12 protein-coding genes and 1 tRNA gene are annotated in these 12917 nt (G+C 64.0%); 9 read left to right on the top strand and 4 right to left on the bottom strand.

Going from position 1 to position 12917, the window contains the following annotated elements:
• The first annotated feature begins 6 nt into the window (after positions 1 to 6).
• Together ACW73L_RS17085 and msrP are read left to right on the top strand one after the other, a co-directional pair.
• Positions 7 to 489, top strand: a complete 483-nt coding sequence (locus ACW73L_RS17085) for a DoxX family protein (protein ID WP_498923758.1) — start codon at positions 7 to 9, stop codon at positions 487 to 489.
• 54 nt (positions 490 to 543) lie between these two features.
• Entirely contained in the window at positions 544 to 1476 is a 933-nt protein-coding gene (gene msrP / locus ACW73L_RS17080; protein ID WP_498923756.1) for a protein-methionine-sulfoxide reductase catalytic subunit MsrP, read from the top strand.
• Positions 1477 to 1650: 174 nt separating this feature from the next.
• Here msrP and ACW73L_RS17075 read toward each other — a convergent pair whose 3' ends face one another.
• Entirely contained in the window at positions 1651 to 2550 is a 900-nt protein-coding gene (locus ACW73L_RS17075) for a LysR family transcriptional regulator (RefSeq protein WP_498923755.1), read from the bottom strand.
• 133 nt (positions 2551 to 2683) lie between these two features.
• Here ACW73L_RS17075 and ACW73L_RS17070 point away from each other — a divergent pair, with 133 nt between their 5' ends.
• The 3 genes from ACW73L_RS17070 (at position 2684) to ACW73L_RS17060 (ending at position 4155) form a co-directional block, all read left to right on the top strand.
• Positions 2684 to 3229 carry a carboxymuconolactone decarboxylase family protein gene (locus ACW73L_RS17070; protein WP_498923754.1) on the top strand — a complete coding sequence of 182 codons (546 nt, stop codon included), beginning with the start codon at positions 2684 to 2686 and terminating at the stop codon, positions 3227 to 3229.
• 74 nt (positions 3230 to 3303) lie between these two features.
• Positions 3304 to 3927 (top strand): pyridoxamine 5'-phosphate oxidase family protein, encoded by a 624-nt coding sequence (locus ACW73L_RS17065; RefSeq protein ID WP_498923753.1) that lies wholly within the window; start codon positions 3304 to 3306, stop codon positions 3925 to 3927.
• 42 nt (positions 3928 to 3969) lie between these two features.
• Complete coding sequence (locus ACW73L_RS17060) at positions 3970 to 4155, top strand: thioredoxin domain-containing protein (protein WP_498923752.1); 186 nt, start codon at positions 3970 to 3972, stop codon at positions 4153 to 4155.
• Positions 4156 to 4187: 32 nt separating this feature from the next.
• Here the strand turns inward: ACW73L_RS17060 and ACW73L_RS17055 are convergent, their stop codons facing one another.
• The 3 genes from ACW73L_RS17055 to ACW73L_RS17045 all read right to left on the bottom strand — a co-directional run bounded on the left by ACW73L_RS17055 (position 4188) and on the right by ACW73L_RS17045 (position 5311).
• A complete protein-coding gene (locus tag ACW73L_RS17055; RefSeq protein WP_498923750.1) occupies positions 4188 to 4559 on the bottom strand; it encodes a type II toxin-antitoxin system VapC family toxin in 372 nt (123 codons plus the stop codon).
• 3 nt (positions 4560 to 4562) lie between these two features.
• Complete coding sequence (locus ACW73L_RS17050; RefSeq protein WP_498923748.1) at positions 4563 to 4877, bottom strand: FitA-like ribbon-helix-helix domain-containing protein; 315 nt, start codon at positions 4875 to 4877, stop codon at positions 4563 to 4565.
• 358 nt (positions 4878 to 5235) lie between these two features.
• Positions 5236 to 5311 (bottom strand) — tRNA-Phe (locus ACW73L_RS17045).
• A 303-nt stretch (positions 5312 to 5614) separates the two neighbouring features.
• Between ACW73L_RS17045 and ACW73L_RS17040 the strand changes: the two genes are divergently transcribed.
• The 4 genes from ACW73L_RS17040 (at position 5615) to hrpA (ending at position 12747) form a co-directional block, all read left to right on the top strand.
• On the top strand, positions 5615 to 6700 hold the full coding sequence (locus ACW73L_RS17040) for a sulfotransferase family protein (RefSeq protein ID WP_498923746.1): 1086 nt from the start codon (positions 5615 to 5617) through the stop codon (positions 6698 to 6700).
• Positions 6701 to 7134: 434 nt separating this feature from the next.
• Complete coding sequence (locus tag ACW73L_RS17035; RefSeq protein ID WP_498923744.1) at positions 7135 to 8064, top strand: ATP-binding cassette domain-containing protein; 930 nt, start codon at positions 7135 to 7137, stop codon at positions 8062 to 8064.
• On the top strand, positions 8057 to 8821 hold the full coding sequence (locus tag ACW73L_RS17030) for an ABC transporter permease (RefSeq protein WP_498923742.1): 765 nt from the start codon (positions 8057 to 8059) through the stop codon (positions 8819 to 8821). The genes ACW73L_RS17035 and ACW73L_RS17030 overlap by 8 nt, the downstream gene beginning before the upstream one ends.
• Positions 8821 to 12747 carry an ATP-dependent RNA helicase HrpA gene (hrpA, locus tag ACW73L_RS17025; protein ID WP_498923740.1) on the top strand — a complete coding sequence of 1309 codons (3927 nt, stop codon included), beginning with the start codon at positions 8821 to 8823 and terminating at the stop codon, positions 12745 to 12747. Before ACW73L_RS17030 ends, hrpA begins: the two co-directional genes overlap by 1 nt.
• Positions 12748 to 12917 lie beyond the last annotated feature (170 nt).

Here is a 12917-nt window from a genome sequence, read left to right as displayed (position 1 = left end):
ATTGCCATGATGGATTACGTCAATTCCCCACGGACCGCGCGCCAACTCGGCTGGCGTGGCCGACTCCACCGGGTCACTCAGGGCCTGAACTACGCAGCCCCCCTCGGTGATCTGCTGTTGCGGCTGTGGGTCGCCTACGCCTTTTGGGTGTCCGGGCTGACCAAGATCCAGTCCTGGGACAGCACGCTCTATCTGTTTGAGAACGAATACGCGGTGCCGCTGCTGCCCCCGGAAATAGCAGCCTACGTCGGGACCTGCGTGGAACTGCTGTTCCCGGTCCTGCTGGCCTTGGGACTAGGGGCGCGTTTCGCCGCGTTCGTGTTGTTCGTCTTCAATCTCGTCGCGGTGATCTCTTATCCCGACATGGGTCCCGCAGGGCTGGAGCAACACAAGGTTTGGGGCCTCATGCTGTTGGTCAGCCTCCTGCACGGACCGGGGCGGTTGTCGGTGGACCATCTGGTTCACCGGCTATGGCTGGCGGAGCGCTGACGGTTCCGGCCAGCGACGGCGAACTGCCGAAAAAAACACAAGACGGTAAAACTCATGCTGATCAAGCGCCCAGCGGACCTTCGTTCGTCAGAGATCACCCCGCCTGAGCTGTTCTACGACCGCCGGCGGTTCCTGCAATTCTCCGCCGGCATGGCGGCGCTGAGCGCCTGGCCGGGGCTCGCGGCGGCCGGCGAGAAACTCCCCGGCCTGAAGCGGGGTGCCTACGTCGACGAGGACAAGCCCACCCCCTACGAAGCCGTCACGGGCTACAACAACTTCTACGAGTTCGGAACGGACAAGGAGGATCCGGCCCGCCACGCAGCAAACTTCAAAACCCGCCCCTGGACCATTGCCGTTGAAGGGGAGGTTCGCAAGCCGCGGGTCTTCGACATCGAGGATATTCTCAAGCTGGCGCCGCTGGAGGAGCGCATCTACCGGCTGCGCTGCGTGGAAGCCTGGTCGATGGTGGTGCCCTGGGTGGGCTTTCCTCTGGCGGAACTGCTGAAGCGAGTCGAGCCCACCGGCAACGCCAAGTTCGTCGAATTCACGACCCTGCTCGACCCCGAGCGGATGCCGGGACAGAAGACTTCGGTCCTGACCTGGCCGTACCGGGAAGGGCTGCGCATGGACGAGGCCATGCACCCGCTGACCTTGCTGGCCGTGGGCCTGTACGGGGAGATTCTGCCCAACCAGAACGGTGCCCCGGTGCGGATCGTCATTCCCTGGAAATACGGTTTCAAGAGCGCCAAATCCATCGTCAGGATTCGCCTCACCGAGCAACAGCCCGTCACCACCTGGAATGACGCGGGACCGCGGGAGTACGGCTTCTATTCCAACGTGAATCCGGACGTGGATCATCCCCGCTGGAGTCAGGCCAAGGAACGCCGCATCGGCGAATTCCTCAAGCGCCCGACCCTGCCCTTCAACGGCTATGCCGAACAAGTGGCTGGAATGTATGCGGGCATGGATCTCCGAAGATACTTCTGATTATCCGGCTGAACGGGCGCAATCCGCCAGGCGCGTCGTGGCGCGGCAGGAATGTCGGGACATTCGCGCCGAGCCCCATCCCCCTAGCCAACCCGGTTAGAGCAAACTGGACGCACACGCTCGGTGCGAGCCCAAGCGAAAGGTCGGCTCGTCGGCCGGTCGGGCGCTTGTCCCTCAATTGATCGACGGGTCCGCCCGTAGTCGTGCCACTGCAAAATCGGTGAATGCCCGGACCCGGGCCGGCGCTTTCCGGCCCCCCTGGTAGACCACATGGATAGGTAGAGGCGGGGTCTCCTGGTCCGCCAGCACGATCCGCAACCGCCCCTCTCGCAGTTCCGGCGCGATCATGTAGGACAACACCCGCGTGAGCCCGTGGCCCGCTACCGCCGCATTGATGGCGACCTCCGCCGTGTTCACCGTGAGCCGGGTCGCAAACGCCACCGACAGCCCGTCGACCGGTCCCCGGAACTGCCATTCCGGTTTGGCGTTGAGGCTGGAGAACAGGATGATGTCATGGCGCCGAATGTCCTCCGGTGCCTGCGGGATGCCGCGGCGTTCCAGGTAATCCGGTGCCGCGCAGACTACTCGCCGCACCGATCCCACCCGGATCGCCGTCAGGGACGAATCGGGCAGTTCGCCGATTCGGATGGCCACGTCCAGCCCTTCCTCCAACAGACTCACGACCCGGTCGACGAACAGCGTCTCCACCGACACCTCCGGGTACCGCTGCAGGAAATCCAGCAGGAGGGGACCGATGTAGAGGGCGCCGAACCGCATGGACGCGGTCACACGCAGCGGGCCGCGCGGGGTGCGATGGGCGCCGGCGGCCGATTCCTCTGCCTCTTCCAAATCTTGCAGGATTCGCCGGGCGTCCTCCAGGAACCGCAGGCCTGCCTCCGTCAGTCGCACCTGCCGCGTCGTGCGCTGAAACAGGATGACCCCCAGCCGGTCCTCCAAGGCGGCGACAGCGCGGGTGACGGCGGGCGGCGATAGGTGCAGCTTCCGTGCGGCGGGCGCGAAGCCCTCGGCATCGGCCACTGCCACGAAGACCTGAAGGGCGTGGAGACGATCCATGATTATTCCGAAGAATGGAATAGAGTCTTGTGATCATAGGCTATTCATCATGCTCCTGTAACGACGTAGCCTATCCCCGTGCCGACAACAACGGCACCAACCCGAACCCAACCCGACTTCCAGGAGAACTCCCATGGCCCGCATGAATGTCATCAATCCGCAGACTGCCACCGGCGAAGCCAAGACCCTGCTGGACGCCGTCCAGGCCCAACTGGGCGCCACGCCCAACTTCCTCCGGGTGCTGGCCAACTCGCCGGCAGCGCTGAGTGCCTTCCTGGGTCTCCACCACATCGCTGGAAATGGCGCTCTGGATCGTCCGACCCGGGAGCGCATCGCCGTCACCCTGGCGGAGCAGAACAGTTGCGAATACTGCCTGTCAGCCCACAGCGCCATCGGCCGCAAGGCAGGGCTGAGCAGCGAGGAACTCGCCGCCAATCGGGACGGCACGTCGCAGGATGCCAAGGCCGCGGCGGCGGTCGCGTTCGCCCGCGCTCTGGTCGAGCACAAGGGAGCGGTGACCCAGGCTGAACTGGATGCGGTCCGCTCGGCCGGCTTCGGCGATGCCGAAATGGTTGAGATCATCGTCCACGTCGGCATGAACCTTTTGACCAATATTCTCGGCAAGGCCAGTCGGGTGGAGATCGACTTTCCCAAGGTCGCATTGAAGCAAGCGGCCTGACGGCAGGGAGCCAAGGGCCGGTGCTGCGGTGCCGGCCCAGTCCGGATGAAACTCAACGCAAAGGAGCCACGACCATGCCCCGCCGATTCGCTGCAATCACCTTCACCGACAGCGTCAAAGCCGCCCAGTCCCGCTATGGCAGTCGGGAGGCCAATCGCCGGTTCGAGGAACTGGAGGAACCGCGACCCGTCCTGAGCCGGACCGAGCAGGATTTCATCGCGGCCCGCGACGGTTTCTACCAGGCGACGGTGGGCCAGAACGGCTGGCCTTACGTCCAGTTCCGCGGCGGCCCGAAGGGTTTCCTCAAGGTGCTGGACGAGCACACCCTGGGCTACGCCGATTTCCGCGGGAATGTGCAATACATCAGTGTCGGCAATCTGGCAGCCGAGAGCCGCATCGCACTGATCCTGATGGACTACCCGAACCGCCGTCGCCTGAAAATCTGGGCGCGGGCGAGGGTGGTGGACGAGGCCGACGATCCAGCGCTCATCGCTCGGCTGGAAATGCCAGCCTACCGGGCTCAGGTGGAACGGGCCGTCCTATTGACCGTGGAGGCTTATGACTGGAACTGCCCGCGGCACATCACGCCGCGGTTCACCGTCGAGGAAATTCAAGGTCGGCTGCTGGCGCCGCTGCAGGCGAGGGTGGCCGAACTGGAACGGGAGAATGCCGAACTGCGCGCGGCGGCAGGGTTCTGAACCGTTTCCCGTGAAACGTCAATACATCGGCTGACGAATCCCGTGATCGAACTCAACGATTTGGCGCTCTCGGGCCACTGCCACAAGGTCGGTCTGTTTCTGTCCTTGCTGGAGTTGGAGTACCGCTCCGTTTCAGTCAACGGGGCGGAGCAGGCGCATCAGCAGCCGGACCTTCTGTGCGTGAACCCGTGTTCGATGAAACGTGCCCCGGAAGCTCAGGCCCACTGAAGCAGTCATCGAATGAACTCGACGGCGCAGATTTAATGGGCCGCAATCCTGTCGAATCCGTGGTGATCGGACGTGATGACTGCCACATTCAGGCGTCTTGCCAGCGCAATCGCAAAACAGTCAGCGAGGGAAACCCGCCCAATGCGGGCCTTGATCTGGCCGACATCCTTCCAGATGTCCTCGTCAGTATCGGACCGGATGGTCACGCCGGCATCCATCAGATCACGGATCAGTGCTTCGGCCTTAACCTCGCCGGCGACGCGAATGCAGTCGCAATAGACCTCGCAGAGATTGACCGCGTGGGCAAAGCAATTCCCTGCGATCAGATGTTCTGCGAGCCGTTCCGATCCCGATTCACCGCGCAGATACGCAATGAGCGGGCAGGTGTCGAGCGCGACGCTCACCTGTCAGCGTTCCAGTGCAATTCCTTCCGCCTTGCGATCGGCAAATTCGTCGCTCGACGATATAGACGTTCGATACTTTCCCTGCAACGCCAACACACGAGCCGCACGGCGCTGCTGGACTTCGTCTAACAGCTCCGTAATCCGAGGGTCGCGCAGAGACGCGACGCGTTCCGAAGCGTCCTCCGCTTGCGGGTTGGTCAGTGCCGCCTCGATCAACGCAATCACCTCCTTGTTCAAGCTGCGGTGGTGTCTTTCGGCGCGCTGCTTGAGTTGCTGGTGCAGTGCGTCCGGGAGGTTCTTAATCAGCACGGAAGCCATGGGTTTGTTCTGTATACCGTTGTGGCAGCGTTATGCTACCTCGCGCCGCAGCTGAGTTGCCGCTTCCGGCGTTGCCGGGGGAAGTGGTCGGATATTGCATGCTGGCGATGCCGACCTGTTGCAATGTAAACGCATAAGGGCGTTCGCCACAAAGGCGCGGTAGAGTCAGGCCGGGCGCTGCCCGGTGTCGATGCTGGACGATGGTAGCAGCTAGAATCGGGGGCAATGACTAGGCGCATACCCCGCATTCGGCGCACGGAAGCAGACAACCGAGTGCCGATTGACCCCGAAGTTCGGCACGGCGTGATCCCGCCAGAAACAAAAAAGGCCTGCATTGCTGCAAGCCCTTTGTATCTGCTGGTGGCCAGGGACGGAATCGAACCGCCGACACGGGGATTTTCAGTCCCCTGCTCTACCGACTGAGCTACCTGGCCTCGTGAGAACGCGCATTAAATAGGGAAATGCACGCTTCGTCAAGGCTTGTACCGCGATCATGATCCGTGTTTCGGGCTGCGTAGCCGCAAGTCGGCCAGAAATGCGTCGATCGCCGTTCAGGCGCGATGATGGCCGGCCGTCAACGGAGTGTCGTACTTTGAACATTTGCGCTACGGGATGCGTTTGGGTATGGCCCCCGGTCTGGATGTTCCTCGCTCCTTGTACTGACGGAGGCGGGATCGGATAAGCTGATAGCGGATTTGACCGACTCGCGAACGGGAGTCTCTCCACGGGTGTCCGCCATGCAGCGCTATGTCTTCATCGTTACCGCCGGGCGTACTGGGTCCACGTTACTGGCCAGCATGCTCAGCGCAGTGCCGCGCGTCGAGATTCGGGGGGAGAACTTCGGCTTCGTCTATCTCCAGTTCAAGGCGCTGGAGGCGGTCAGGTTGGCCCAGATTCATTTGGGGTCGGAACCGGCCTACCAAAGTCCGTTCTTCGGTGCCGACAAGCTGGACTTTGCCGAAATGCAGCAGTCAGTCGTGGAACTGTGCCGCAAGTTCGTCAATGCCGGTCATGCTCCGGATACCCTTGTGCGTGGCTTCAAGGAGGTACGGTACGACATGCCGGATCTGGACGACTATCTGCACTTCATCGAGACGGTTTGTCCGTCTGCGCGCTTTCTTTTCCTGCTCCGGGACACCGAAGAGATCATCGCCAGTGGGTTCTGGAAGAGGTTGCCGAGCGACACCGCCCGAGCGCGGGTTGCCGCAATGCAGGGCAGGTTCCGCGAGTTTGCCGAACGCAACTCCTCGCAGAGTTTCACGCTCGACTACACGGACTTGATCAACCCCGGGCCCGTGCTGGAATCCCTGTTCCACTGGCTCGACTTGCCCTATCACGCTGACTCGATTTCGCGCCTGCTGAGCATTCCCCACTCTTTCGAACAGTCCTCGGTCCTGTTTTATGGGAACAACCGCTTGCAACTCATTTCCCGGCGGGCGCTCCATGAGCACTTCGAGTCGTTCGGCTTCGACAGGCTGTCGGTAAGCAACGAGGGTGCCGTCGTCGTTGCTGGTATCCTGGCCCCCTGGGAACCGTCAGGTCCTGTCACGAGTCTGTATGCGGTGCCATCCGGCTGTCTCCCGGACGCGGGATCAAGGACCGCGGGCGTCATCGGACTGCCGTCGCCAGGGGCCCATCGTAAGTTTCCGGATAACCCCTACAGCCAAAATGCCCGCTTTCGTTTGGAAGTAGCGGCCGGGATCGGCTCGGCGGATATTTACGTCGACTGTGGGGCGTTGCGTGTGAAGATCGGCCAATTGACCCTGCACGAGTCCGAAAATCCATTGATTTACGACGTCAACGTGGGGTTCGACGCGGGGTGAGAAGCCGTCACTGGCAGCGAGTTTTTCCACAGCCATCGCGTAACCGTTCACGCCCCCCTGGCGGGAGCGATCCGGGAGGCCGAGACACGCCGTGAATCCGTCCCTGGAGGCTAGTCTGCGGGTTCCCTCCCGCAGACGGTCTCGCCCTCCCGGCCCGCTCCCACTACCCAACAAGGCAGCAGAATGAATGGTTACGCCATCGCCACCTGCTTTGCCGCACCTGGCTTGCCAGCCGAGAAACGTGCCAGGGCGAAGCGCCGCTTATCACCCACGGCGATCGTAGCTCGAGAAAGCGGCGGTCGGCCTCCCTCGGTGCCGGCGCCCCGATCGACGAACCGAATCGGTCCCCGCAGGGAGCGCCGAGCCCTTACGGTATAATGCGTGTCCTCATCGCGGGACTCGCCCGGTCCCCGCACGCACCGATTGCCCCCCGAGTGAGTCCATCCAGCCTTCCCATCATCCAGGCCCACGGTCTAACCAAGGATTACGGCAAACTGCGCGTCGTCGACCGGATCTCGTTCGCGATCGATGCCGGTGAGTGCTGCGGTGTGCTGGGCCCGAACGGCGCCGGCAAGACCACGACCATGAAGATGCTGATCGGGGCAACGCCGCCGACGGCCGGTGAGTTGCGGGTTCTGGGGCACGCAGTGCCGCAGGATGCGCGGGCCATGCGGGCGCGTATTGGCGTGGTCGCGCAGAGCGACAACCTGGACCCGGACTTCACGGTCGAGGAAAACCTTCGCGTCTATGCGCGCTATTTCGGGCTGTCGGCGGCCGAGGTGCGCACCCGCATTCCCGAACTGCTGGAACTGGCCTCGCTGCAGGACAAGGCCGGGGCCAAGATCAACCAGTTGTCCGGCGGCATGAAGCGGCGGCTGTCGATCGCACGGGCTCTGCTGAACCGTCCGGAGCTGCTGATCCTCGATGAGCCGACGACCGGGCTTGACCCGCAGATCCGTCAGGCCATCTGGCAGCTGTTGCGGCAACTGCGGCGCGACGGGCTGACCATCGTGCTGACGACGCATTACATGGACGAGGCCGAGCGGCTGTGCGGCCGCATCATCCTGATGGACGGCGGGCACATCCTGGCCGATGCGAGTCCGCAGGCGCTGATCCGCGACCGCATCGAATCCCATGTGGTCGAGGTGCACGGAGCCGGTTGTGAGCGCTGGCTGGCCACTGCACCGATCGGCTCGGAGGTGCGCCGCGAGCGGGCCGGGGAGAGCTGGTTCTTCTACGGCCGCAATCTGGAATCGCTGGTGCGCTCGCTGGACGAGTACGACGACCTTCACTACAGCTACCGCTCCAGCAACCTGGAAGACGTGTTCCTGAAACTGACCGGCCGGGATCTGCGCGATGGCTGACACGGTGCGCCGCTGGCTGGCGGTGTGGCGACGTAACGCGCTCGCGTGGCGCAAGAGTGCGCGCACGGCCTTGCTGGCGGGCTTTGCCGAGCCGCTGTTCTATCTGTTCGCGCTGGGTTACGGCCTCGGCAGCTTCATCGGTCAGGTGCAGGGCGTGTCGTATATCGGCTTCCTGACGGCCGGCATCCTGTCGACCAGCGCGATGAACGCCGCGACCTTCGAAGGCTTGTATCTGGCCTACACGCGCATGGAGGTGCTGAAGACCTGGGATGCGATCCTCGCTGCACCGCTCGGTATCGCCGACATCGTGGCCGGCGAGGTGCTGTGGCTGGCGACCAAGAGCCTGATCAGCGGCACGCTGATCCTGACGGTCGCGGCCGGCATGGGGCTGGTCGTCGACTGGCAGGCGCTGGCGGTCTTGCCGGTCGTGTTCATCACCGGGCTGTGCTTCGGTGCGCTGGCCTTGCTGGTCACGTCCTTCGCGCGCAGTTACGACTTCTTCGTGTACTACATCACGCTGGTCATTACGCCGATGATCCTGTTGAGCGGGGTGTTCTTTCCGTTCTCGACCCTGCCCGAGCCGGTCCGCCTCGGCGCGGCCCTGTTGCCGCTGCATCATGTCGTCGAGGTGATCCGCCCGCTGGTCGGCGGGCGGATCGAGCTTGGTCAGCTCTGGCATCTGCTCGTGCCCGTCGCCTATGCGTTCGGCGCGACGAGCTTCGCGATCCGGCGTTTCCGCCGCCGTCTGCTGTGCTGATGGACGAGACCACGCTGACGCCGGACCAGCACCTGCGCCGCCTGGAGCGGGCGCTGAGTGAGGCCATGCGCAAGGATCAGTTCACGCTGCGCAAGCGCCTCGACCGGGCGCGCGATCAGCTGAAGAAGGGCCAGGATGCGGCGGAGGCGCTGGCCCGTGTCGACGGTGAGCTGGCGAAGTCGGTCGAGCTGCGGCAGTTGCGGGCGGCCAGTCTGCCGAGTCTCCGCTACCCTGAAGAGTTACCGGTCGTCGAGCGGCGCGACGCGATCCGCGAGGCGCTGCTCGCCAATCAGGTCATCATCGTCTGCGGCGAGACGGGCTCGGGCAAGACCACCCAGTTGCCGAAAATCTGTCTGGAAGCGGGCCGCGGCGTCGCCGGCTACATCGGCCATACCCAACCGCGGCGCATCGCGGCGCGCACGGTTGCGGTACGAATCGCCGAGGAACTGGGCCAGCCGCTGGGCCAGTCGGTCGGGTACAAGGTCCGGTTTCACGATCAGACGCGTCCCGACAGCCTGATCAAGCTGATGACCGACGGCATCCTGCTGGCGGAGACGCAGAACGACCGTTTCCTCGACCAGTACGACACGCTGATCATCGACGAGGCGCACGAACGCAGCCTGAACATCGATTTCCTGATCGGCTACGTCAAGTGGCTGCTGCCGCGACGGCGTGACCTGAAGCTGATCATCACCTCGGCGACGATCGACCCGGAGCGCTTTTCGCGTCATTTCGACGACGCGCCGATCATCCATGCCTCGGGCCGAACCTACCCGGTCGACGTCCGCTACCGGCCGGTCGGCGTCGAGGAAGCGGCGGACGAAACCGATCGGAGCGAACAGCGCGCGATCGTCGAGGCAGTCGATGAGTTGTGGCGGGAAGGGCAGGGCGACATCCTGATCTTTCTGAGCGGGGAACGGGAGATTCGCGAGACCGCCGAGTCGCTGCGCAAGCATCACCCGCACGCCTGCGAGATCCTGCCCTTGTTTTCGCGTTTGTCGGGCGCCGAGCAGGAGCGGGTGTTCAAGCCGCGCGGCCAGCGCCGCATCGTGCTGGCGACCAATGTCGCCGAAACCTCGCTGACGGTGCCCGGCATCCGCAGCGTGATCGACACCGGCTACGCGCGCATCAGCCGCTACAGCGCGCGCAGCAAATTGCAGCGGCTGCCGATCGAGAAGGTCTCGCAGGCCAGCGCCAACCAGCGCTCCGGCCGCTGCGGCCGTCTCGGTCCCGGCATCTGCATCCGCCTGTATTCGGAAATGGATTTCCAGGGCCGGCCGGTGTTCACCGAACCGGAGATCCTGCGGACCAATCTGGCGGCGGTGATCCTGCAGATGAAGGTGCTCGGGCTGGGCGACATTAGCCGCTTCCCGTTCATCGAGCCGCCCGACGATCGCGCCATCCGCGACGGTCTGAAGACCTTGCAGGAGATCAACGCGCTGGACGCGCAGGGCGGCCTGACCGAGATCGGCCGCCGGCTGGCCAAGTTTCCGCTGGACCCGCGCCTCGGACGGATGTTGCTGGCCGCCGCCGACGAGCATTGCCTGGCCGAGGTTGCCATCGTCGTCGCGGCGCTGAGCGTGCAGGACCCGCGCGAGCGCCCGGTCGAAAAGGCCGCCGCGGCCGATCAGTCGCATGCGCGCTTCCGGCACGAACATTCCGACTTCCTTGCCTACCTGAACCTGTGGAAGGACCACGAGGAACAGAAGAAGCATCTGTCGAACGCGAAGCTCCGCGCCTACTGCCGCGATCATTTCCTGTCTTACTTACGCATGCGCGAATGGCAGGACATCGAGCAGCAGATCATGCAGGTGGTCAAGGGCGACCTCGCGCTGCGCGTGAATCAGATTCCGGGCGAGTACCCGCAGATTCACCGCGCGCTGCTGACCGGGTTGCTGTCCAACGTTGGCTTCAAACATGAGCAGAGCGAGTACCTCGGCGCACGCGGCCTGAAGTTCCAGATCCACCCCGGTTCGTTCCTGTTCAAGGCGCGGCCGAAATGGATTATGACCGCAGAGCAGGTCGAGACGACCAAGGTCTACGGCCGCACGGTCGCGAAGATCGAGCCCGAATGGATCGAGACCTGCGGCGCGCATCTGATCAAGCGCCAGCATTACGATCCGCACTGGGAGCGCAAGCAGGCCGGCGCAGTCGTGCACGAGCGGACGACGCTGTTCTCGCTGACCGTCCAGTCCGGCCGTTTGGTGCCCTACGAGAAGATCGACCCGGTTGCGGCACGCGAGATCTTCATCCGTTCGGCGCTGGTGCAGATGGACTACGACAGCAAGGCGCCGTTCATGACGCGGAACCGCGAACTGCTGACCGAGGCGGAATACCTGCAGCAGAAGGGACGGCGTGTCGACCTCGTTGTGGACGAGGACTGGATTTACCGCTTCTTCGACGAGCGCGTGCCGGCCACCGTCGTCAACGGCATCACCTTCGAGAAGTGGCGGCGCGATGCCGAGCGCCAGCAGCCCAAGCTGCTGTTCCTGACGCGCGATGACATCACCCAGCCGGCGCGCTCGGCCGTCCAGGCGACGGATTTTCCGGACGAGCTGAAAGTCGGCCAGCTGACGATTGCGCTGCAATACCGCTTCGAGCCGGGGCACGAGGACGACGGAGTGACCGCGATCGTACCGCTGCACTGCCTGAACCAGCTTGCGCCCGAGCCGTTCCAGTGGCTGGTGCCGGGCTTGTTCCCCGAGAAGGTCGTCGGCCTGATCAAGTCGCTGCCCAAGACCTACCGCATCCATTTCGTGCCGGCGCCGGATTTCGCCGAGCGTGTGCTGCCGATGCTGGATTACCGGCGCGGGTCGCTGTTCGAGCAGTTGTCCGGCGGACTGCGCAAGCTGGGGAAGCTGACGCCGCCGACCAGCGCCTTCGACGAAACGACGCTGCCCGTGCATCTGCGCATGAACTTCGCGTTGGTCGACGAGAACCAGCGCGTTGTCGGGCGCTCGCGCGACCTGGCTGCATTGCAGTGCGAACATTCGCGCAAGGCCGTCGACACGTTCACGTTGCTCGCCGCCAGCGTGGTGACCTGCACGCGCCGCACGGCCTGGGATTTCGACGATCTGCCCGCCGTGTTCGATGGCACGCACGACGGCCAGGCGATCCACGGCTACCAGGCCATCATCGACGAGGGCGACACCGTCGGTGTGAAGGTGTTCGACACCGAGGCTGAGGCCGCTCTGCAGCACGAGCAAGGCCTGATCCGGCTGTTCCGGCTGAGCCTGAACAAGGAACTGAAGTACCTGCGCAAGAACCTCGTGGTCGGCGCCGCGGCCGAGCTGGCCTACCGGCAATTGCCGGCGCATCCGCTATGCCATGCCGATCTTGCGACGGCGCGCGAACTGCGCGACGACTTGCTGGACCGCATCGTCGGCGCGCTGTTCGTCGTCGATCCGGGAGCCATCCGGACCCGTGCCGCGTTCGATGCCACGCTGGCTCAACACCGCGGCGAACTGGTCACGGAGGCCGACAAGCTCAGTCGTCTGGTCGACAGCGTCCTGACGCAGCGGATTGCGATCGCGCGCAAACTCGAAGGACGGCTGCCCGAGTCCACCCGCAAGGATCTGCGCGAACAACTGGCCCTGATGATCTTCCGCGGCTTCGTCGTGCGCACGCCGGCCCGCCAGTTGACCGAATTGCCGCGTTACCTGAAGGCGATGGACCATCGTCTCGACAAGGCCCAGAGCGACCCCGGCCGTGACCAGAAGCTGATGGTCGAGGTACAGGCGTTCTGGACCCCGTATTGGACAAGGGTCAAGGCCGATCCGCGTGGTCTCTGGCCCGAGCGCGACGAATTCCGCTGGAGCCTTGAGGAATACCGCGTGTCGCTGTTCGCACAGATGCTGAAGACCGCCTACCCGATCTCGGCCAAGCGGCTCAAGGAAGCCTGGGATGCGCGCAAGGGAAAATCATGAATTGCCCTGGCTGGCGGACGCGGGAACAGCCGGCGGACGAGGAAAAAAGGGTCGGTGACGGCGGGCTCTGTTCGCCAGTGCGGCTTGTTGAGTTAGCAGGATGGTGAAAAACCGCTCTGAAATTCCCCTTACCTTTCCCGCCGAACCAAATCGGCTGGGTGCGGGGTCGG

Source organism: Methylolobus aquaticus, assembly GCF_054172105.1.
The sequence above is the reverse complement of the archived record's forward strand: the minus strand, read 5'-3'. Positions and strand labels throughout refer to the sequence as shown.

What these genes read in the sequence shown, in the direction of transcription:
- ACW73L_RS17085 (WP_498923758.1), top strand. Translation starts at nt 7, where the DNA reads ATGATGGATTACGTCAATTCCCCACGGACCGCGCGCCAACTCGGCTGG.
- msrP (WP_498923756.1), top strand. Translation starts at nt 544, where the DNA reads ATGCTGATCAAGCGCCCAGCGGACCTTCGTTCGTCAGAGATCACCCCG.
- ACW73L_RS17075 (WP_498923755.1), bottom strand. Translation starts at nt 2,550, where the DNA reads ATGGATCGTCTCCACGCCCTTCAGGTCTTCGTGGCAGTGGCCGATGCC.
- ACW73L_RS17070 (WP_498923754.1), top strand. Translation starts at nt 2,684, where the DNA reads ATGGCCCGCATGAATGTCATCAATCCGCAGACTGCCACCGGCGAAGCC.
- ACW73L_RS17065 (WP_498923753.1), top strand. Translation starts at nt 3,304, where the DNA reads ATGCCCCGCCGATTCGCTGCAATCACCTTCACCGACAGCGTCAAAGCC.
- ACW73L_RS17050 (WP_498923748.1), bottom strand. Translation starts at nt 4,877, where the DNA reads ATGGCTTCCGTGCTGATTAAGAACCTCCCGGACGCACTGCACCAGCAA.
- ACW73L_RS17040 (WP_498923746.1), top strand. Translation starts at nt 5,615, where the DNA reads ATGCAGCGCTATGTCTTCATCGTTACCGCCGGGCGTACTGGGTCCACG.
- ACW73L_RS17030 (WP_498923742.1), top strand. Translation starts at nt 8,057, where the DNA reads ATGGCTGACACGGTGCGCCGCTGGCTGGCGGTGTGGCGACGTAACGCG.
- hrpA (WP_498923740.1), top strand. Translation starts at nt 8,821, where the DNA reads ATGGACGAGACCACGCTGACGCCGGACCAGCACCTGCGCCGCCTGGAG.